Annotated in this window: 21 protein-coding genes; 7 read left to right on the forward strand and 14 right to left on the reverse strand. The window is 69.7% G+C overall.

What is annotated here, in order from left to right; genetic code table 11:
• Positions 1 to 42: 42 nt before the first annotated feature.
• Entirely contained in the window at positions 43 to 300 is a 258-nt protein-coding gene (locus tag AC1DSZ_RS16110; RefSeq protein ID WP_476839358.1) for a hypothetical protein, read from the reverse strand.
• 84 nt (positions 301 to 384) lie between these two features.
• Positions 385 to 594, reverse strand: a complete 210-nt coding sequence (locus AC1DSZ_RS16115) for a hypothetical protein (protein WP_476839359.1) — start codon at positions 592 to 594, stop codon at positions 385 to 387.
• Positions 595 to 836: 242 nt separating this feature from the next.
• Between AC1DSZ_RS16115 and AC1DSZ_RS16120 the strand changes: the two genes are divergently transcribed.
• Entirely contained in the window at positions 837 to 1406 is a 570-nt protein-coding gene (locus tag AC1DSZ_RS16120) for a methylated-DNA--[protein]-cysteine S-methyltransferase (protein ID WP_476839360.1), read from the forward strand.
• On the opposite strand, the gene AC1DSZ_RS16125 is transcribed toward AC1DSZ_RS16120, so the two are convergent.
• Both AC1DSZ_RS16125 and AC1DSZ_RS16130 read right to left on the reverse strand, forming a co-directional pair.
• On the reverse strand, positions 1370 to 1855 hold the full coding sequence (locus tag AC1DSZ_RS16125) for a DUF2938 domain-containing protein (RefSeq protein ID WP_476839361.1): 486 nt from the start codon (positions 1853 to 1855) through the stop codon (positions 1370 to 1372). The two genes, AC1DSZ_RS16120 and AC1DSZ_RS16125, sit on opposite strands and share 37 nt — an antisense overlap.
• A gap of 107 nt (positions 1856 to 1962) precedes the next feature.
• A complete protein-coding gene (locus AC1DSZ_RS16130; protein ID WP_476839362.1) occupies positions 1963 to 2376 on the reverse strand; it encodes a VanZ family protein in 414 nt (137 codons plus the stop codon).
• A gap of 299 nt (positions 2377 to 2675) precedes the next feature.
• Between AC1DSZ_RS16130 and AC1DSZ_RS16135 the strand changes: the two genes are divergently transcribed.
• The gene (locus AC1DSZ_RS16135; RefSeq protein WP_476839363.1) at positions 2676 to 3323 is read left to right on the forward strand and encodes a helix-turn-helix transcriptional regulator; all 648 of its coding nucleotides are present in this window, start codon (positions 2676 to 2678) and stop codon (positions 3321 to 3323) included.
• Positions 3324 to 3336: 13 nt separating this feature from the next.
• On the opposite strand, the gene AC1DSZ_RS16140 is transcribed toward AC1DSZ_RS16135, so the two are convergent.
• Positions 3337 to 3738 (reverse strand): response regulator, encoded by a 402-nt coding sequence (locus AC1DSZ_RS16140; protein ID WP_476839364.1) that lies wholly within the window; start codon positions 3736 to 3738, stop codon positions 3337 to 3339.
• A gap of 239 nt (positions 3739 to 3977) precedes the next feature.
• On the opposite strand from AC1DSZ_RS16140, the gene AC1DSZ_RS16145 reads away from it, so the two are divergent.
• The 3 genes from AC1DSZ_RS16145 to AC1DSZ_RS16155 are packed head-to-tail and all read left to right on the forward strand — an operon-like array spanning position 3978 to position 7653.
• A complete protein-coding gene (locus AC1DSZ_RS16145; RefSeq protein ID WP_476839365.1) occupies positions 3978 to 6368 on the forward strand; it encodes an ATP-binding protein in 2391 nt (796 codons plus the stop codon).
• A gap of 59 nt (positions 6369 to 6427) precedes the next feature.
• Positions 6428 to 7171 carry an SOS response-associated peptidase gene (locus AC1DSZ_RS16150; RefSeq protein ID WP_476839366.1) on the forward strand — a complete coding sequence of 248 codons (744 nt, stop codon included), beginning with the start codon at positions 6428 to 6430 and terminating at the stop codon, positions 7169 to 7171.
• 11 nt (positions 7172 to 7182) lie between these two features.
• A complete protein-coding gene (locus tag AC1DSZ_RS16155) occupies positions 7183 to 7653 on the forward strand; it encodes an N-acetyltransferase family protein (RefSeq protein WP_476839367.1) in 471 nt (156 codons plus the stop codon).
• 9 nt (positions 7654 to 7662) lie between these two features.
• On the opposite strand, the gene AC1DSZ_RS16160 is transcribed toward AC1DSZ_RS16155, so the two are convergent.
• From AC1DSZ_RS16160 to AC1DSZ_RS16180, 5 genes are all read right to left on the reverse strand, one after another.
• A complete protein-coding gene (locus tag AC1DSZ_RS16160; protein ID WP_188517116.1) occupies positions 7663 to 7935 on the reverse strand; it encodes an EscU/YscU/HrcU family type III secretion system export apparatus switch protein in 273 nt (90 codons plus the stop codon).
• Positions 7932 to 9551, reverse strand: coding sequence for a flagellar hook-length control protein FliK (gene fliK / locus AC1DSZ_RS16165; protein ID WP_476839368.1), 1620 nt, complete (start codon positions 9549 to 9551; stop codon positions 7932 to 7934). Before fliK ends, AC1DSZ_RS16160 begins: the two co-directional genes overlap by 4 nt.
• 109 nt (positions 9552 to 9660) lie before the next feature.
• Positions 9661 to 11085 (reverse strand): FAD-binding oxidoreductase, encoded by a 1425-nt coding sequence (locus AC1DSZ_RS16170; RefSeq protein WP_476839369.1) that lies wholly within the window; start codon positions 11083 to 11085, stop codon positions 9661 to 9663.
• A gap of 4 nt (positions 11086 to 11089) precedes the next feature.
• Positions 11090 to 12361: a class I SAM-dependent RNA methyltransferase gene (locus AC1DSZ_RS16175; protein ID WP_476839370.1), complete on the reverse strand. Its 1272-nt coding sequence runs from the start codon at positions 12359 to 12361 to the stop codon at positions 11090 to 11092.
• On the reverse strand, positions 12354 to 13148 hold the full coding sequence (locus AC1DSZ_RS16180; RefSeq protein WP_476839371.1) for a TlyA family RNA methyltransferase: 795 nt from the start codon (positions 13146 to 13148) through the stop codon (positions 12354 to 12356). Before AC1DSZ_RS16180 ends, AC1DSZ_RS16175 begins: the two co-directional genes overlap by 8 nt.
• 119 nt (positions 13149 to 13267) lie before the next feature.
• Between AC1DSZ_RS16180 and AC1DSZ_RS16185 the strand changes: the two genes are divergently transcribed.
• Both AC1DSZ_RS16185 and AC1DSZ_RS16190 read left to right on the forward strand, forming a co-directional pair.
• Complete coding sequence (locus AC1DSZ_RS16185) at positions 13268 to 13792, forward strand: superoxide dismutase family protein (RefSeq protein WP_476839372.1); 525 nt, start codon at positions 13268 to 13270, stop codon at positions 13790 to 13792.
• 108 nt (positions 13793 to 13900) lie between these two features.
• Positions 13901 to 14386, forward strand: a complete 486-nt coding sequence (locus AC1DSZ_RS16190) for a hypothetical protein (RefSeq protein ID WP_476839373.1) — start codon at positions 13901 to 13903, stop codon at positions 14384 to 14386.
• 14 nt (positions 14387 to 14400) lie between these two features.
• On the opposite strand, the gene dxs is transcribed toward AC1DSZ_RS16190, so the two are convergent.
• The 4 genes from dxs to AC1DSZ_RS16210 form a co-directional block, all read right to left on the reverse strand.
• Positions 14401 to 16344 (reverse strand): 1-deoxy-D-xylulose-5-phosphate synthase, encoded by a 1944-nt coding sequence (gene dxs, locus AC1DSZ_RS16195; RefSeq protein WP_476839374.1) that lies wholly within the window; start codon positions 16342 to 16344, stop codon positions 14401 to 14403.
• A gap of 89 nt (positions 16345 to 16433) precedes the next feature.
• Entirely contained in the window at positions 16434 to 16709 is a 276-nt protein-coding gene (locus tag AC1DSZ_RS16200; RefSeq protein WP_476839375.1) for an exodeoxyribonuclease VII small subunit, read from the reverse strand.
• 91 nt (positions 16710 to 16800) lie between these two features.
• Positions 16801 to 17268, reverse strand: a complete 468-nt coding sequence (locus AC1DSZ_RS16205) for an Lrp/AsnC family transcriptional regulator (protein ID WP_188517124.1) — start codon at positions 17266 to 17268, stop codon at positions 16801 to 16803.
• Between the two features lie 69 nt (positions 17269 to 17337).
• Positions 17338 to 20079: a DUF2339 domain-containing protein gene (locus tag AC1DSZ_RS16210; RefSeq protein ID WP_476839376.1), complete on the reverse strand. Its 2742-nt coding sequence runs from the start codon at positions 20077 to 20079 to the stop codon at positions 17338 to 17340.
• Positions 20080 to 20145: the final 66 nt, after the last annotated feature.

Below are 20145 nucleotides of genomic sequence, written 5' to 3' on the forward strand. Positions count from 1 at the left end.
GTCCGCCTCAACGCACGATTGTATCGGGCGTTCCTTGGCTGTTCAACGCCGCAGCCGGTCCCCGAGCCGTTCCACTTCGCGACGCAGCGTATCAAGTCCACGCTGCATCTCCCGAACCGCGTTGTCGGAGATGATCGGTGCAGACGTCAGCGGCGGCCCGGGCGTGGCGTCCGGGCAGTCCGGAACGCCATCGCGCTTCAACCGGGGCGAGATGCCGCCTTGGGGCGTCAGGAGATAGGCGCAACCGGTGTCGTCGCGCCAGACCACGGGTTGGTCGAGCGCGAACGCGGGGGTTGCCACGCAAGCGGCGGCCAGGAGGGAGGCGAAAGCAGGACTGCGCATGCCCACCAACGCGGCCCCCACGGATTCAGTTCAGATCGGGGCTCAAGACTTGCGGCGGACGACCGGCTCGAACGCCGGCACGGCATCCGGCAGCGGCGTCGACCGCGCCGGCTGCTCGCGCCGCTCGATCCGGTCCATCAGATGGACGAGCCGCACCAGATAGGGCGGCAGCGGTTCGTTGATGGCCGACATTAGTTCAGGGCCGGTCGGCGGAGCCGGGATCTCGTCGAAAGAGAAGGATTGGCTGGACATTCATGATATCCTTTCGAGCGAAGGCAAGCATCTCATGGTTAATAAAATCTTAACGTGAAAGTCATCGCGCAGCTTGAGCTGCGCAGTTGCGGAGTTTGACGATGGCGCGGCTGACGACTTGGGTGATCTTGTTCGCGGTCCTGAATACTGTATCGGCCTGTGGTCATTGCACCGATTTCAGGCCCTACAACCCGTTTCGGAGCTGTCAGGATGAACAGCCTCGCTAGGGAGGGCGCGACGTCGTGACCAACCGCCTGATCTTCGAAACCGAGATCGGCGACTGCGCGCTGGCCTGGACGGACCGCGGAATCTCGAGGTTGTGGTTGCCGGGCGGCGCCCTTCCGCAGGGTGATTCGGCCTCTCCGGCTGCCGGCGAGCGTGAACATGATCCGGAATGGCTGGCCGACGCCGTCGACGCGATCCAGCGCTTGCTGAAGGGGCAGAAGGTGGATCTCGGCTTCATTCCGGTCGATCTGCGCGCCGCGCCGGACTTCCATCGCAAGGTCTACGCCGTTGCGCGCTCGATCCCGCCCGGCCGCGCAATGACATATGGCGAAGTTGCCGCCGCGGTTGGCGAAGCCGGCGCGGCCAGGGCCGTCGGGCAGGCGCTCGGCCGCAATCCGGTTCCCATCGTGGTCCCATGCCATCGCGTGCTGGCGGCTGGGGGCAGAACTGGGGGCTTCTCGGCTCCGGGCGGCGCGGCGTCCAAGCTGCGCCTGCTGGCGATCGAGGGCTATGCGGGCCAGGGGCCTTCGTTGTTCGACTTCGCCGAGCCTCAGGCCACCGCCCGCAATGCCAGCGCCGACCCGTAGAGGCCCAGCGCGAACACTACATGGCCGGCGATGTTCAAGCCGCGGATCTGCATCGCGTTCGGCCGCTTGGAGGCGGCCCAGCCGGCGCCCATGCCGGGTTGCAGCAGAAACCAGCCCGCCCCGACGGTCACGAGCCCCAGCGCCAGCGCGGGCGCGAATGTCGGGGCTTGCGCCCATCCGGGTAGGATCGCGAGCAGGACGCCCGCGTAGAACACCCCGATCGCGTAATGCGCGATCCACCCGATCGCGACTTCGCGGGGGTGCGCCTCGGCCGCCGCGATGTCGTCGTGAAACACGCGCCCTGAGGGCAGGTGGCTGAACCAGCGGCCGACCAATCCCCAATTGGCGAGCGGGATCCCGAAGCTGCGGAACAGGAACAGGGCCCAGAGGTCCATCAAAGCGGTGGCTCCGGCGCCGATCACGAGTGCGCGAACGAGAAACGAAATCATGACTGCCTCGAGGGATGGCCGGAGGATGGGTCGTCAATTCAGCCCGGATCAGCCCGTCGCGCCAGCGCCAGCGCGAGCGGCGCTCAACTTGTCCCCGCTAAATCACGTCAATCCGCCGCCGATTGGCTGGCCCGCGCCCGCCACGCCGAACGGATCACCCATAGCGCCGCCGCCGCCAGCAACGCGCCGAACGCGCCACCGCACGAACTCGCAACCCAGTCGATCAATTGCGACGTCCGGCCCGGAATGAACAGCTGAACCCACTCGAGCACTGCGGCGAGGGCTGAGAAAGCCAGCGGCAAAGCCAACGTCGGCGGTCGCGCGGCCGCGATCCCGATCAGGAAGGTCGCGCCCGAATAGGCCATGAAATGTTCGAACTGCCCGGACGCCCCCGTATGCGGCCGATCGGCCCCGGGCACCACGGACAGGATCACGATGATGGCGACCAGCGCGAGCGCGGTCAGCTTTGCGGCCCTGTATGCGGTTCGGCCCGGCGGGCGCGTGAAGAATGTCGGGAGCAATGGAAATCCTCGGTCGCGTTTCGGCGGGCGCATCAGAACCGGACAAATCGGGCCGTAATGCATCCGGCTTGTGACGGCTGACACATATCGGCGGTTGCGTCCATGCCACGATGCAACAGTCGGACCAGCCCGGCGCTCGGGTCGTTTCGAAACGAACCACGGTTGTCGGCAAGCCGTTTGCAACTTCTCGGCGGGTGTCGCGGTTTCTGCGCCGGAATCTTCGGAGTTGGCTCGTGCTGAAACAATCTGTCCGTTCGGTCATGCAGCCAAAAGCCGGAGAAGAAGATCGGATCGAGCTCATGCTCGTCGATTCCCGCGAGATCATGCGCGTATGCCTTGCGGCCGCATTGGCGGAGGCCGACAAGGCCTTCTCGATCACGGCTTCCGCGGCGCTGCCGCCGGTTAGGCGCGGCCGCATGCCAAGCAGCCGCCTGCGGATTGCGTTGATCAACGGCGGCGAAGGGCGATCGGCCGCTTTGGTGGCGGACGTCACGGCCCTGCGCGGCCCGCACGGCTTTGATCATGTGATCGCGCTTTGCGCTAAAGGCGACGCCGCCTCGATGATCGGCGCTCTCGGGGCCGGCGCTGCGGCGGTGGTTCCGGGCGACGTCAGCCTCGATCTCCTGCTTCACATCGTCCGGCTCGTCATGGCCGGCGGGACCTATGCGCCGGCCTCGGCCCTGCAGGCGCTGGATCCGGGCCCGGCCGCGAAGGTCGTCAGGCCGGCCGCCGTCGCCGGCCTTCCGCCGCTCACGCCGCGCCAGGCCGCCGTGGTCGAGGCGCTGCGCCGCGGCAAGCCGAACAAGCTGATCGCCTACGAACTGAACATGTGCGAGAGCACCGTGAAGGTCCACCTGCGCACTGTCATGAAGAAGATGCGCGCGCAAAGCCGGACGCATCTGGCCACCATAATGGGCCGCCATGAGGCACTGGCGCTTTCGGCCTAAGCCTCAGTCGCGCTTATCGGATGGGCTTCGCATGAGGCCCCTGGGCAAGCGTGTCCTTGACCTTGAAGGGCAGCAATCGCCAGTTCACCGGCTTCGATACGAAAGCGGATGCGCCGAGCTGGTAAGCCTTGTCGATCGCGCTCAGATTGGTCTTTCCGGTGATCACGATAATGGGCGTCGTCGTCATTCGCGCGTCGCCGCGCACGTGCTTGATCACGCCGAACCCGTCGGTGCGCGGCATTTCGAGGTCGACGATCACGAGATCGAAATGTGCCGCGCCGAGCTTGCCGATCGCAACGGATCCATCTTCAGCGGTATCGACCTCGACAGCCTCATCCGTCAGGGCGCGTTCCGCGATCTTCCGGAATGTGGGATCGTCGTCGACAACGAGGACGCGCTTGCGTGCCTCGGGCATGGAACACCTCGCTGGTTCGCCGAAAATGCGACCACAGGTTGTAATCTTTAAGCCTGCACTGATTAAAGAAACGGTAACTCTGTCGGAAAACGTGTCTGATCCATCAACCTGATGGCAGACGTTACAACCATAGGATGCGCCAACGGAGGTGCAACTTGGTGAACACGCGCGAGAGCTTAGGGCGGCGAATCCGCGTCCTGCGCGATGCGTTGCGGCGCAGGCCCGACACTGAGCACGAGATGACGATCAATCGCGTCGTGCTGTTGTCGCTCGTGCTCGGTTACCTTTGCATCGCGGCCGCTGTAGGCCACGAGGGCGCTTCGGCGATGCTCGCCAAGTCCTGGCGCGTCTTCGCCGGGCACTACGTCGTCACGTTGCTGCTGATCTGGCACCTGATCATGCGGCCGGGCGCGTCGCCGGTGCGCCGCCTTGTCGCCATCGTGGTGGATCTCGGCAGCCTGTCCTTCGGCGCCTATGCGGGAGGGGACGCCGCCGCCGCGATCTACCCGATCTATCTCTGGGTCATTCTGGGCAACGGATTTCGCTTCGGCGTGTCCTACCTGTTCGCCGCCTCGGTCGTTTCCATTGTCGGCTTCACCACCGTAATCGCCGTGACGCCGTTCTGGCGCGACAACCTGCCTCTCTCGATCGGCCTCCTGATCGCGCTCGCGGCGCTTCCCGCGTATGTGTCGACGCTGATCCGCAAGCTGAACCAGGCCAAGGCCGAGGCCGAGGCTGCGAGCCGGGCAAAGAGCCTCTTTCTGGCCAGCGTCAGCCACGAGCTGCGCACGCCGTTGAACGCCGTGATCGGCTTCAGCGACCTGCTCGACGACGGCCGGCTGCAGGGCGACCAGTCCGAACTCAACCGGGCCATCGGGGCCGCGGGGCGGTCGCTGCTCACGCTGATCAACAAGCTTTTGGAATTGTCGCGCCGCGAGGCCCAGCAGGGCGAAGCCCCGCCGGTATCGTTCGACCTCGCGGCGGCGCTCTTCGCGGCCCGCAACATGGTCTTCGTCCAGGCGCGGCAAAAGGACCTCCAGGTCAACGTGTTCATCGGCGAGGGCGCGCCGCTGCGCCTGCGCGGGCAGGCCAGCCAGCTGGGCGAGGTGCTGGTCAATCTCGCCGGCAACGCCGTCAAGTTCACGGCGTCCGGCCATGTGGTGATCGCGGCCGGGCCGTCGGGCGCGCCCGGCCTGCTGCGCTTCGAGGTGCGTGACACCGGCATCGGCATCGCCTCGGAGGCCCGCGAGCGCATCTTCGAGCGCTTCACCCAGGCCGACGCCACCATCATCGACCGCTTCGGCGGCACCGGGCTCGGCCTCAGCATCGTCAAGGGCATCGTCGAGGCGCAGGGCGGCAGGATCGGGGTCGACAGCGAGCCGGGCCAGGGCAGCACGTTCTGGTTTGAATGGCCGTTCGAGGCCGACGCCACGACGGAACCGGCCAGCGCCGCGGTGGTCTCGCTGGTCTCGACCGACGAACGCTTCCGTCAGCGCTGGACGAATGCGCTGACCCGCCGCGGCGTCGTGATCGCGCCACTGGGCGCAACCTCCATGACCGGCCAGGTCATCGTGCTGGACGGCGCCGATTCGGGCTGGCGCGACGTCGCCGAAACCCTCGCGGCGGACCGCAAGGTCGGCGGACCCACGGTTCTGCTGGCGGCTCCGGATCGCGGCTTCGCGCTCGATCCGGCTGATGAAGCTCTGATCAACGCCGTTGCGCCCGTCGCGCCGGACGCCGACGCGCTCGCCTGGTCGCTCGCCATTGTCGACAAGGCGGGCGGCGCCCGCCAGGACGCGCCCACCATGGCTCCCGTCTCGCTCTCGGGGCTGCGCGTGTTGGTCGCGGAGGACAACCTCGTGAACCAGAAGGTTGCGAGCCTGATCCTCGGCAAGGCCGGGATCGTGGTTACGCTCGCCAACAATGGCGAGGAGGCGCTCAGGGCCCTGGAGGCGTCGGACTTCGACGTCGTCCTGATGGACGTCAACATGCCGGTGATGAACGGCATCGACGCCGCGCGGCTCTACCGCGTGGGCCGCGGCTCCGACGGCGGCGCGCCCATCCTGGCGCTCACGGCCGACGTCACGCCCGAAACGGAGGCGCGCTGCCGCGAAGCCGGCATGATCGGCTGCGTTACGAAGCCGATCAACCAGGACGTGCTTCTCGCCAAGCTCGCCGAAGTGGTCGGCGCACGCCCGGCGAGCGAGCGTCCGGCCGAGGCGCCCGGCGCCGACCTGTCCGGCAGCGAGATCGACGAAGCCGCGCGCGACGTCTTGCGCGAGCTGGGCGGCGACGCCTTCCTGGCCGAACTGACGGGCGACTTCCTCGATTCCGCCTCCGCGACCATGGCGACGCTGATCCGGGCGCGCGAGGAGCGCGACTCCGAGACCTTCCGCCAGGCCAGTCATGCGCTGAAAAGCGCCGCCGGCAATGTCGGCGCCGAGCAGGTGCGCCAGCTCTGCGCGGCCTGGTGCGACGCGACGGAGGCGAGCCTCGCCGATCCATCCACCGATACCGGCCGCCTCGCCGCCGCCATGCTGCGCTTCCAGCACCGCCTGGCCACCGGCGCAGCCGACGAGCCGATCGCCGGTGGCGAGGAAGTCAGGACGCCTCACCGCCAGCGCAACTGAGCGCCGCGCGGCAGTGCGCCCGGCTTGCGCGAACGGCCGTAAGCCACCAGATTGACCCGATGTGTGGCCGCTTCGCCCTGACCGCCTCGCCCGACCAGATCCGCGCGCTGTTCCAGTACGAGGAGCAGCCGAATTTTCCCCCGCGCACGAACGTGTCTCCCACCGAGCCCATCGCCATGGTGGCATCCGACCAGGGAAAGCGTTCGTTCCGGCTGGTCCGCTGGGGCTTCATTCCGTCCTGGGTGAAGGACACCAAGGCGTTTCCGCTGCTGATCAATGCGCGCGGCGAGACGATCGCGACCAAGCCTGCGTTCCGCAACGCCATCCGGCGACGCCGCTGCATCGTGCCCGCCGACGCCTTCTACGAGTGGCGGCGCGAAGGCGAGGGCAAGGCGGCGCGCAAGCAGCCCTACCTGATCCGCCGCCGGGACGGCCGCACCATGGGCCTCGCGGGCCTGTGGGAGACCTATGTGTCGCCGGATGGCGGCGAGATCGACACGGCCCTGATCGTCACCACGGGCGCGAACGGCGCGATGGCGGCGATCCACGATCGCATGCCCGTGATCCTGGAGCCGGAGCAGTTCGACCTCTGGCTGGACTGCGCCAACGAGGATCCCGGCCCGGCGCTGCGCCTTGTGCGGCCCTGCCCAGACGACGTGATCGAGATGGAGCCCTGCGACCCCCGACTGCCCCAGCCCGAACGCCGCGCCGCCGCCGCGCCGCGCCCCGCGCCGCCGCGTCGCGAACCCGCGCCGGCGCCCCGCAAGGCGGGGATCGGCGATGCGCAGGGCAGCCTCTTCTAGGATCGGCCCGGGTGAACGGCACGGCCTCGATCGATGCGCGCCTGATGGTCCGGGCCTACCGGCCCTCGGATCGCGCAGCCTGCGCGTCGATCTACGTCCGGGCCCGCATCGTCGCCTTTCCGTGGCGGCCGGCGACGAGCTTCGCGCTGGCCGATTTCGAACGCGATTCGCAGGACGAGACCGTTCTGGTCGCCGAGCGCGAGGGCCAGGTGGTTGGCCTGCTCTCCATCTGCCCGGATGAGCGCTTCATCCACCTGCTGTTCGTGGACCCCGATCATCACCGCACGGGCGTCGGCCGGCGTCTTCTTGCGCATGCGCTCGAGGTGCTCGGGCCCCGCGTCTGGCTGAAGTGCCAGCAGAAGAACCTGCCCGCGCTGGCGTTCTATCGCAGCCAGGGGTGGAGCGTGACGCCCGGCGGCGCCGACGAGGTCGGGCCCTGGAGCTATGTCGCGTCTCCGGCCGCCGCCGTGGCGCAGCCCTGAGGCGCACGGTCACCGCTGCCGCAGCGTCGCCCGCAGCACGAAGGTGAGCACCGCCGCGACCGCCCGATAGAGCTCCTCCGGGATCTCCTCGTCCAGCGGCACGCGCGAGAGCGCCTCGGCCAGCAGCGGGTTCTCCTCGACGGCCACGCCGTGCTCCTGCGCGGTCGCGACGATGCGATCCGCCACGGCGCCGCGCCCCTTGGCGGTGACGCGCGGCGCACGGCTCTTGCCGCGTTCATATTCGAGCGCGACCGCGACTTTCGGGGGCGAGGCTCCGCTCATGAGCGCTGGTCCAGCCGCCCGCCGGGCGGGGAAGCCGGGCGGCGTGGCGCGCCCGGGATCACGGCGATCTCGGGGTTCTCGAAGGCGGCGTCCACCAGCGAAAAGCGCAGCGCGTCCGCGCCCGCTTCGAGGCGCGCGCGTGTTTCCAGCTTCTCGGCCCACAGCGTCACGCCCAGCGCCTGCGCGCCCAGAGCCAGCCGCGCATGGACGGGGCCGCCCTCCGATGTGTCGATCGCGAACTCCAACGTCCAGAGCGGCGCCGACGCGCCCGCCGCGCCGCCGCGCGATCCCTCGTTGCGGATGCGAACTTGCGCGTTCGCGGTTTCGCGCGGTAGCAGGATCGGGATGTCGAAAACCCAGCCCTGCTGGCCCGGCGGACGCGCCTGCTGCGGGGTGCTGTCCGTCTCGTTCAGCGGCAGCGAGGCCGCCTGCGACAGGCGAATGCGATCGATGCTCGCTTCCACCTGCTCGGCGATGCGTTGCAGCGGTGCGTCCGTGACGGGTGTGTCGGCGAGCAGGGCCGGCGAAGACGGGCGTGGAGGCTGGTCGGCTCGCGGCGGCGCGTCGCGAGGATGCGACGGGGGAGCCGGGGATCCCGGCGGCGTCTCGCCGAGGTCGGCCGGGATGGGATCGCCTCCGGCCGCCAGCGTGGCCCGCAAGGCGTGCGCCAGCATGCGCGCGTCGCCGATCGGCGAAGCGGCGGCGCGCAACGCCTGCGCGAGCGGCAGAACCGTGTCCACGAGCGCGGTCGCGTCGTCGACTTGCTCGGCGGCGCTGCGCGCCGGCGCCGCGATGCTTTGGGCCGGCTTGGGCGAGCCCGCGATGTCTTTGGCGGCCAGCAGGTCAAGATCGGAGACAGGGTTGCGGCGCGGCGGCTGAAAGCCACGCTCGCCGACCGCCGCGCCTGTCTGCTCGTCGATCGGCGCTGGTTCGTCAACGGCCGGGACGGCCCCGACCAGCGCCTTTGCGAGCGTCAGCAGCAAGGACTTTGCGTCCGCGACGCGCGGCGATCGGCCGGTGGCGAGCCTGCTTTCCAGAAACAGCCCGGACGACTGCGCCATGGCCTGCAGGGTCACGGGGTCGATCGGCGCGCCGCCGTCCAGCGCCCGCCCGACAAGGGCGGTCGCGGCCGCACGGGCCGCCGTGGGCAGGGACGCCGCGACGGTGGGATCAGAAAGTGCGTTCCGGAGCAGGCTGACCAGCTGCGAGGCAGGCGCCTGCGTGGCGTCGGCGCGCACCAGAGCTGCCGCGAGCGCCGTGGCGGGCGTCGCCGACGGGAGAGGGTCCGAAGCCGGGAGCGGCGCGGGCGCGCGCTCCACCGTGGCGGCGGGCGGCAACGGACGGGCGGCCGCGGGCGACGAAGCAGGGTCGAGAACGACCTGGACGGCGGGCTGTTGCCCGGCCGAGAGCACGGCGAGCCGCACATTCGCGCCGACCTGCAGGTTCTCGGCCCCGGAGACCTGCAGCGGACCCAGCGCGGTGATCAGCGTCGCCAGCCCCTCCTGCGTGATCGCGGCCACGCGGGCGGCCACGACCGCGCCCGGTTCGAGCGTCAGCGCCTCGGCGGCTGCGGCCTGCAGGGCCGGCTTGATGGGTGTGACGCCGCCCACGGCCACGGCTGTTCTCCCGGCGCGCGAAGCGCGCGCGGGTCAAGGCTGCCGCATTCGCGTTTGCGGATCGTTAAGCAATCCACGCAAAGCCGCGATCGCTCGCGCGCGTGGGGCCCTACAGAACCTTGCCGGGATTGAGGATGCCCTTGGGATCCAGCGTCGCCTTGATGGCGCGCATCATCTCCAGCGCCACCGGGTCCTTGACCTCCGCCAGCAAATGTCGCTTCAGCCGGCCGATGCCGTGCTCGGCCGAGATCGACCCGCCATAGCGCGCCGTGAGCCCGTGGACGACGCGGTTGATGGCGTCCCACTGCGCCATGTAGGCCGCCTTCTCCATGCCGACCGGCTGGGTCACGTTGTAGTGCAAGTTGCCGTCGCCCAGATGGCCGAAGGGCAGGGGGCGGCACCCCGGCATGGCTTGCTCCAGCGCCGCGTTGGTCTCGGCGATGAACTGCGGGATCGTGGCGATCGGCAGCGCGATGTCGTGCTTGATCGAGCCGCCCTCGAAGCCCTGCGCCTCCGACAGCGTCTCGCGCAGCTTCCACAGGGCGTTGCGCTGGTCCAGCGAGGTCGCGATGGCGGCGTCCTCGACCTCGCCGGCCTCCATGGCTGCGCCCAGGATCTCCTCGAGCGCGCCGTCCAGGGCCTCGTCGCGCGCCGAGGAAAGCTCGATCAGCACGTACCAGGGATGCGCGCCGTCCAGCGGGTCGCGGCAGCCCATGTGGTTGACCGACATCTCGATCCCGAGCCGCGGCACGAGCTCGAACGTCGTCAGGCCGTTGCCGGCCGCCGCCTTGGCGCGACCGAGCAGGGCCAGCGCCGCCGCCGGCGTGGGCAGGCCGCACAGGGCCGTCACCATCTGGCGCGGGCGCGGGAAGAGTTTCAGCACCGCCGCCGTGACGACGCCGAGCGTGCCCTCTGCGCCGATGAAGAGGTTCTTCAGGTCGTAGCCCGTGTTGTCCTTGCGCAGCTTGCCGAGCCCATGCCAGACGCGGCCGTCGGCCAGCACCACCTCCAGGCCGAGCACGAGGTCGCGGGCGTTGCCATAGGCCAGCACGGCCGTGCCGCCGGCGTTGCTGCCGAGATTGCCGCCGATCGTGCAGGTGCCCTCGGACGCCAGCGACAACGGAAACAGTCGGTCGGCCGCCTGCGCGGCCTCCTGGGCGCGCAGCAGGGTGACGCCGGCCTCGACCACCATGGTGTCGGACAGCGGGTCCACCTCGCGGACGCGGTCCAGGCGGGTGAGCGACAACACGATTTCGTCGCCGGTCTCGTGCGGCACCTGCCCGCCGACGAGGCCGGTGTTGCCGCCCTGGGGGATCACCTTCCAGCCCTGAGCGTTGCACAGCGCCAGCACGCGCGAGACTTCATCGGTGGAGCCGGGCCGCACGACGCAAAGCGCCTTGCCCCGGTAAAGCCCACGCCACTCCACCAGATAGGGCGCCATCTCCTGCGGGTCCGCGAAGGCGTATTTCTCGCCCACGATGGCGGCCAGTTGCGAGACCACGGACGCGGCGGCGGGGAGCGGTGAGTCCTGCATCGTTCTATCCCAGGGTAGGGCGGGCCCGGCTGGCCCGAGGGCGCTCGAAGACGCCGACGAGTTCCACATGGGCTGAATAAAGGAACTGGTCGACCGGCGTAACACGCGTCAGCGTATAGCCGCCTCCCACCAGAATGGCGGCGTCGCGCGCGAAGGTGGACGGGCTGCACGAAACGCCCACCACGGTCGGGACGGCCGACCCGGCGATCTGCCGGACCTGCGCCTCCGCGCCGGCGCGCGGCGGATCGAACACCACGGCGTCGTAGCCCTTCAGCTCCAGCGTCACGAGCGGCCGCCGGAAGAGGTCGCGGGTCTCCACCGTGACGGGCCGCAGGCCCTGCGTGCGCCGCACGGCGGCCTGCAAAGCCTGAAGGGCGAAGGCCTCGCCCTCGACGGCGTGAACGGCCGCGCGCTCGGCGATGCGCAGCGCGAACGGCCCAACGCCGGCGAAGAGATCGGCGACCTTCTTGGCCTTTGGCATCGCCTCCAGCACCAGCGAGGCGAGAGCCTCCTCGCCGGCGGCGGTGGCCTGGAGAAACCCTCCCGGCGGCGGCTCCACCTGGGCGCGGCCGATCTGGATGGCGGGCGGCCGGAGCGCGATGATCAGGTCGCCATGCATGGTCAGGCGGGCGAGGCCGAGCCGTTCTGCAAGCTGGACGAGATCGGTCCGCAGCCGCGGCGAGGCGGGGCCATGGCCGCGCAGGTCGACGTCGAGCCCGCCCAGCGTCGCCGTGACCTGGATGTCGAGCGGCTTGGCGCTCTTGGCGCAGGCTTCCGCAAGCGCGAGCGCCACTTCGGGCGCGCGGCCGAGTTCCGGCACGAGCAGCGGGCAGAACGCGATCGGGATAAGGTCGTGCGAACGCGCCGCCATGAAGCCCACCGCCATTCGGCTGCGGCCTTCGCTCTCCACCCGGCGCGCATGAAACACCACGCGGCGCCGCCCTGCGCCGTGCGCATGAACCATGGGCCGGATTTCGGTCTCGACGCCCGCCTGCCGCAAGGTCGCGGCGATCTGGCCAGATTTCCAGGCCAGGTAATCCGGCGCGCCCATGTGCTGGGCCGCGCAACCGCCGCAGGTCCCAAACAGCGGGCAGGGGGCGGCGACCCGGCTCGGGGCCGCGGTTTCCAGTACGACGAGCCGACCGCGGTCTCCCGCCACCTCGGCCAGAACGGTTTCGCCCGGCAGCGCATAAGGCACGTAAACGGGCCCTCGATCCGTCAGAGCGACGCCGTCGCCCCTCTGGCCGAGCCGTTCGATGGTGAGCCGCTCAGCCATGGTTATCCGTTGCCGCGCCGCGTCGGGCGCCAATGAGGAATTCGAGATTGCCGTCGCCGCCCGGCACGGGCGATGCGATCACGCCGTCCGGTCGCCAGCCGAGGCGGCGCACGAGCTTCTCGATGTCGTCGCAAACCGCGACATGGATCGCCGGGTCCTTGACGATGCCCTTGCGTACATTCGCCCGGCCTGCCTCGAACTGCGGCTTGATCAGCGCCACCATGGCGGCGTCCGGCGCCGCGAGCGGGAGCACGTGCGGCAGCACGAGCCGCAGCGAGATGAAGCTGAGGTCGAAGGTGACGAGCGACGGCGCCTCGGCGAGGTCCGCGGCCTCGATCGAGCGCGCGTCCCGCCCTTCGAGCGAGATGACGCGCGGGTCGGCCGCCACCGTGCGATGCAGCTGGCCGTGACCGACGTCCACGGCCGTGACCGCCCGCGCGCCGAGGGTCAGCAGCACATGCGTGAAGCCGCCCGTGGAGGCGCCTACGTCCAGGCAAGCGCCGCCTGAAGGGTCGTAGCCGAACCGCGCCAGCGCGGCCGCGAGCTTCAAGCCCCCGCGCGATACCCACGGATAGGGCTGCTCCGCCCGCACGGTGGCGCCGGCCGCGACTGTCTCGGAAGGCTTGCGCACGATGACGCCGTTGACCGTGACGAGGCCGGCCGCGATGGCCTCCTGCGCCTTGGCGCGGCTCTCGAAAAAGCCGCGCTCCACGAGCGACAGATCCGCGCGGCTCGCAGCGCGAGCTCCGCCCGCGGGTCGTTGATCGTCGTGCGAGGGGCGGCTCATCGGCGAAATCGCGACATCAGGTTGCGGGCGAGGCCCTTTGGTTGGAATGGCCGGTCCTATAGCATGCCCCGGCCGGGGGCGAAGCCTTTCGGCGGCAATGACCATAAAGGGAGATCTCGATGCAGCGCCTCGTTCTTGCCGTTCTCGCCAGCCTGCCCCTGGCGACCGGGTTCGTCGCCGGAGCGGCCGCCCAGGAAACGGCTCAGGCCGAAATGGTCGACAACAAGGGCGCGTCCATCGGCGCGATCCAGCTGCGCGGCTCGGCGGCGGGCGTGGTGATCAGGGTCGTTCTCAAGGCCGGCGCCCTGTCGCCCGGCTGGCACGGCTCGCACCTGCACGCGGTCGGCGATTGCAGCGACACCGAGAAGTTCATGAACTCCAAGGCGCATGTGAACCACGACAACAAGAAGCACGGCCTGCTGAACGCCGAGGGGCCCGACAATGGCGACGCGCCGAACCTCTTCGCGGCGGCGGATGGATCGGTGAACGCCGAGTTCTTCACGCCTTTCGTGAAGCTGACCGGCGCAAACGGCCTCAAGGACGCCGACGGCTCGGCCTTCGTCATCCACGCCAGCGAGGACGACCACGCTTCGCAGCCGATCGGCAATTCCGGCGCAAGGCTGGCCTGCGCGGTCATCAAGTAAGGGCGCGCCTGTTCTGGCCGGTGGTACGCATTTGAAGTAACGCCGGCCGAAACGATTCATTTTTTTTCGTTAGGTTATTTTTGGTTCTGCGGACTGGGAGTTTCTTTCATGCAGTTGATCAAGTTGACCCTGGCGCTCGCGACTGCCTTTTCGGCAGGCTCCGCGAGCGCCGCCCCGCCTGCCTGGAGCCTTCAGCATCTCGGCGACGGCGTCTTGCAAGCCGGGCTCAAGCCGTCGCCAGAACTTGGCGACATGGAATTTCTCGTGATGTGCAAGCCGGGCGTTCACGTGGCCGAGATCGAGTTTCGCAGCACCAACGACCATGGCGGCCTGCCGGCCTCCGTGAAGCCGCGTGACTCGATGCTCACGATCGAGGTCAACGGCAAGGCGCACGGCCCCGTATCGGCCGATCTCGTCTACGATGAGCCTGATGCAGCGTGGCACTTCAGGGTCCCGGTTCCGACCACCGGGTGGGTGTGGCGCGAGCTCGCGTCCGCCCGCACCATCGTGGTGCAGTCGCCCGATCGCACGGTCGAGATCCCGATGGCCGAAGCCGCGGCCGCCCTGGCCACCATGAACCGGGCCTGCTCCTGACGCGAACGGGGTGCTTAGGCGATGAGGCTCGCCGCCTTGGCGGCGGCGCTCTCGTCGCGCCCCAAAGCTTCTAGCGCTTTGGCGACGATCCCGCGCGCGTCCAGGCCGGCCTGGGCGTACATGCGCTCGGGCTTGTCGTGGTCGAGCCAGACATCGGGCAGGACCAGGCTGCGCACGCGCAGGCCCTTGTCCAGCGCGCCGACTTCGGCGAGGTGGTGCAGCACGAACGAGCCGAAGCCGCCGATCGAGCCCTCTTCCACGGTGATCAGCACCTCGTGCTCGCGGGCGAGAAGCTCCACCAGCGCGGCGTCGAGCGGCTTGGCGAAGCGCGCATCCGCCACCGTGGTCGATAGGCCCATGGCGGCGAGATCGTCGGCCGCCTTGAGGCACTCTGCCAGCCGCGTGCCGAGCGACAGCAGGGCGATGCGCGAGCCCTCGCGGATGATGCGGCCCTTGCCGATCTCCAGCACGGTCCCGACCTCGGGCAGGTCCAGCCCGACGCCTTCCCCGCGCGGATAGCGGAACGCGATCGGGCCCCCGTCATACGCCACCGCGGTCGCGGTCATGTGGACCAGCTCGACCTCGTCGGCGGCCGCCATCACGACCATGTCGGGCAGGCAGCCCAGATAGGCGACGTCGAACGACCCCGCATGCGTCGCCCCATCAGCGCCCACCAGCCCGGCGCGATCGATTGCGAAGCGCACCGGAAGGCGCTGGATCGCGACGTCATGGACCACCTGGTCGTAAGCGCGCTGCAGGAAGGTCGAGTAGATTGCGCAGAACGGCTTGTAGCCTTCGGTCGCGAGCCCGGCCGCGAACGTGACCGCATGCTGCTCGGCGATGCCGACATCGAAGGTGCGGGTCGGAAATTCCTTTCCGAACAGGTCGAGGCCCGTGCCGGACGGCATGGCGGCCGTGACGGCCACGATCCTGTCGTCCGCGCGCGCGGCCTTGATCAGGCTGTCGGCGAAGACGCGCGTGTAGGACGGCGCGTTCGCCTTGGGCTTGGCCTGCGCGCCCGTCACCACGTCGAAGGTGTTGACGCCATGGTACTTGTCGGCGCTCGCCTCGGCGGGCGCGTAGCCCTTGCCCTTTTGCGTCACGACGTGGATCAGCACCGGCCCGGCCTGCCCGTCGCGCACATTCTTCAGAACCGGCAACAGGTGCTCGAGGTTGTGCCCGTCGATTGGCCCCACATAGGTGAAGCCGAGCTCCTCGAACAGCGTGCCGCCGGTGAGGAACCCGCGCGCATGCTCCACCGCGCGCGTGATGGTGCGATCGAGCCGCTTCGGGAGATGCCCGGTCACCTGCTTGCCGATGTCGCGCAGCGTCAGGTAGGTGCGCCCGGACAAGAGGCGCGAGAGATAGGCCGACATCGCCCCGACCGGCGGGGCGATCGACATGTCGTTGTCGTTGAGGATCACGATCAGCCGCGAATCCATCGCGCCGGCGTTGTTCATCGCCTCATAGGCCATGCCGGCCGACATGGCGCCGTCACCGATAACAGCCACGACGTTGTTCTTGCGGCCATCCAGATCGCGGGCCACCGCCATGCCGAGGCCGGCCGAGATCGAAGTCGACGAATGCGCCGCCCCGAAGGGGTCGTACTCGCTTTCGGTCCGCTTGGTGAAACCGGAGAGCCCGCCCGCCTGCCGCAGCGTCCGGATGCGGTCGCGCCGGCCGGTCAGGATCTTGTGCGGGTAAGCCTGGTGGCCGACGTCCCAGATGATCCGGTCATCCGGCGTGTTGAACACGTAGTGCAGCGCGACCGTGAGCTCCACCACGCCGAGCCCCGCGCCCAGATGGCCGCCCGTCACCGACACGGCGTCGATGGTCTCGCTGCGCAGCTCGTCGGCGAGTTGCCGCAACTGCGTGGGCTCGAGCCGCCGCAACGCGTGCGGGTCGACGACTTGGTCCAGCAGGGGTGTCTTGGACGATGAAGGGAAGGTGTGATTCACAATCGGAGCCTGTTGGGGAGCGGTCCCCATCCTCTGCGACGGTTTACACGAAAACGAGGCGCAGAAACAAACGCCCGTCGTCGCCTTCGCTAGCGGTCGACATCCAGCGGTTCGACCCCGCGTGGACGCCCGTCGGCCGAGAGCGTGATTTTCTCAACGCGCGCCTCCGCCTTCCGCAGCAGGGTCTCGCAATGTTTTTTCAGCGCCTCGCCGCGCTCGTAGATCGCGATCGAGTCCTCGAGCGCGACGTTTCCGCGCTCCAGTCGGCCGACGATTTCCTCGAGCTCGGCGAGCGCGGCCTCGAACGGCATGGCGGCGATGTCGGCCCCGGCGGCGGCTGCGCTCGGCTGTGCGGCGTCGGTCACGAGAAAACTCCCCTGCGGTGCGGGCTGTATATCGACCGGCGCGTGCACGGTTGCAAGCCTTGCGGCTCCGACAGCGAAGGCCGCGCTTGCGTCAGATCGGCAGCGCCGTGGTGCGTTTCACGGTGCGCAGCGCCAGGGTCGACTGCACGCGCACGACGCCCGGAAGGGTGGTGAGCACGCTGCGGTGGATGCGCTCGAAATCCGCCGTGTCGGCGAAAACCACCCGGATCAGGTAGTCGGCCGTGCCAGCCAGCAGATAGCATTCCAGGATCTCGGGGTGGCGCGCCACCGCGGCTTCGAAAACGTCGAGGCTCTGGCGGCCCTGCTGGTCCAGCGTGACGAACACGAAGGCCGCGCCCGGCAGTCCCGCGGCCGCCTCGTCGAGCAGCATCACGGTGCCTTTCACCAGCCCGGATTCCTCCAGGATCTTCACCCGCCGCAAGCAGGCGGACGGAGACAGGTGCACCTTCTCGGCGAGATCCGCATTGGTGATGCGGCCATCCTGCTGCAGCAGCTTCAGGATCGCACGATCGCGCGCATCCAGTTCCTGTAGTCGCATCGTGGCCGCCCCCGAGCCGAATTTGCGCAAGCTTATGCGAAGAACCAGCCCGGAGGGAAGCAGCACCGCTCAAGGCGGCGTCGGCTCGGGCTCAGGGTCGCCGGCGGCCGGCGCGCTCGGCGCCGGCGGCCGGCCGAAGATCCACTTCTGGTACACGAGCCCGATGCCGACCAGGACCGCGCCGAGCCCGATGAAGGACAGCGCCCGCAACGGGCCGGTGAGGCCGGACATGTCGAACAGAAACGCCTTGCCGACAGCCAGCAGAATATAGGCCGCCGAAGCGAGCCGCGCCGTGCGCGACTGGCGCAGCACCCCATAGGCGAGCAGGGCGAGGCCGACGAGCAGGAATGCGGCCGAGTAGGTGTAGAGCTCGGCGTCGCTCGTGGGCCGGAACATGCGGATGCTCGGGCCCTGGAAGATCCGCCGGATCTCCAGAACGATCCACAGCAGGTTCAGCCCGGCCCCCACCGCCCAGGCGGCGCCCACGAACCACGCCGCCCGGCGTCCGCGCGCGATGCGGGCCAGCGCGAAGGCGGCGAGCGAGGGCAGGAGGTAGGCGAGGAGCAGCGAGTTGAACACCGCTCCGCCGACCACCGGGCGTCCCTCAAACAAGGGGTTCTCAAAGATCGTGAGGCCCAGCAATGCGCCCCCGAGCCCGAGCCCGCCGAAGAGGTAGCTCGCCAGCCGCAGCACCATGCTGCGGCGGAATGCTTCCAGGCTGACGGTGAGGATCGCGAACAGCAGCGACGCCAACACCTGAAGGCCGACTTCGAGGTGGTCGGTGCGCGGCGAATCGAGCCGGCCCGTGAGCGCATGCCGCAACTCGAAGAAGACCAGCAGCGCCGAGAAGGCGAGCGTCAGCGCCTGCGTGAGCGCCACCACCTGGTCGTCCCGCTGGCGACGCAGCAGCCGCGTCGCGAGCCCAAAGGCGAGCGCCGGAACGCCATAGGCCCACAGCAGCCAGTTGAAGACCGGCGGGCCGATGTCTCCGCGCAGCAGCACGGTGTTCCAGCCGAGCCGCAGCGCTACCGCGACGCCGAGCGCGCCCACGCCGTAGCGCAACAGGCCAAGCGGCTCACGGGTCGTCACCCAGGCCGCGCCCAGCGCCGCCAGCGCCAGCGCCACGGTGAGCGAGCCCTTGTCGAACACCATCGTGAGCCCGAGCGCCAGCGCGCCGAGAGCGCCGGCCGCGAAGGCCTCATAGCCCACCAGCGCGGCCCAGCCGCTCTCGTCGCGCCGCTCCTTCAGGAGCCGGGCCGCAAGCGTGAAGGCGGCGCCCAGCGCGCCGGCCGCCAGCGCGAACGGGATGGAGCGGTCGAAATCCGAAACGCTCCACCATGCGAGCGTCATCAACAGTAGCGGCCCCACCGTGCCGGCTGCCGCATAGAACCCCGACGCGAGCCGAGGCAGGGCCACGCCGCGCATGAGACGCGCCCATGTGAGTGCGCCGAGCGCAGCGCCGCTTAGCGCTCCGCAGACCAGGAACAGCCAGAGCGCTTCGGGCATCGGCGGCCGCGACGGGCCGCCCGGCAGCACGGTCGGGCTCTCGGCGAGAGACTCGGCGATCACCGGCCAGCCCCACAGCATCGCGCCCGCAACGCCGGCCGCGAACAGCGCCGCCCCGGCCGCGGGAGCGACCATCAGCGCCGCGCCGAGCTCGATCGCGAACACTGCCCCGCCCAGCACCGGCCTCAGGGCCCCGAGGCCCGATTGCTGCAGGCCGAAGCCGGCCAGCACCGCAAAGCCGCCCAGCACCGCCAACGCGAGCCGGTCCGGCGCCGCATCGTCGTCGGCCGCCTCGCGATAGGGCTCGATCACCAGCATGAAGGCTGCCAGCGCGGTCTGGATGATGATGTGCGCCACCATGGCGGAGCGCTCGTCGACGCTCACCGTCATGAAGGCGAGACCCCACAGGCCCGCCCCGATCGCGACCGCGCGGGCGAGCCATCGCCAGCGGCGCATCCGGGCCTGGGCGTAGCCCGCCGCCGCCACCACGATCAGGTAGAGCACGACCGGCCAGGGCTGGGGATTGCTCGAATCCACCAGCAGCGGGACCGCAAAGGCGCCCACGAGACCGAGGCTCGCGAGGGCAGGGCCGTGCAGCGCGGAGGCTGCCAAAGCTGCGAGGGCCACAACGGCCATCAGCACGAAGCCGAGCGCGGGACCGACCATCCCGTACAGGGCGTGCGCTGCGTACACGGTCGCGAAGGCCGTCATCGCGCCAGCCGCGGTGACCACGCTGGGCGCGTGAGCGGACGGGATCACGAAAGCCCCGGCGCCCAGCGCCCGCTCGGACCGCCGCAGCCGCTCGCCGACGGCCACCAGAGCTGCCGCGAACAGCGCGCCGGCGACGATCCGGGCGCCGGGCCCAAAGAACCCCTGTTCGATGGAATAGCGCACCAGAAACAGCCCACCGAGCGCCAGCGCGAGCCCGCCGAGCCACACGGCCCAGCGCGTTCCGATGGTTTCCTCCAGCGATCGCGCCGGGGCGGGGGTGGCCTGCGTTGGAACCGGCTCCGGCGCCGTGGCGGCTTCGAAGGCCACCGGCTCCGTGACGGCAAGCGGCTCGAGCTCCTCGGCCGGCTGGATCAGGGCCGCGGCGGCCACCTCAGGCGTTTCCGGCGCGGTCTCGGCGACCGCCTCCGTGGCGGCCGCGGCGGGCGCCGGGCCCAGGGCGAGGCGCCGCTCCGCTTCGGCCAGGCGTCCTTCCAGCAGCAGCACGCGGTTGGCGAGAGACAGCGTCCGGAAGAACGCCACCAGGCCGAGCACCGGGATCGCGAGCGCGATCAACGCGAGAAGAACGAATTCCATGACGCCATCCGGAGCGAGTTGAAATCAGGTGCGGCCAAGCTCCAGCCTAGCCGAGGAGGCCCATCG

The organism is Alsobacter sp. P4_H11, assembly GCF_056400925.1.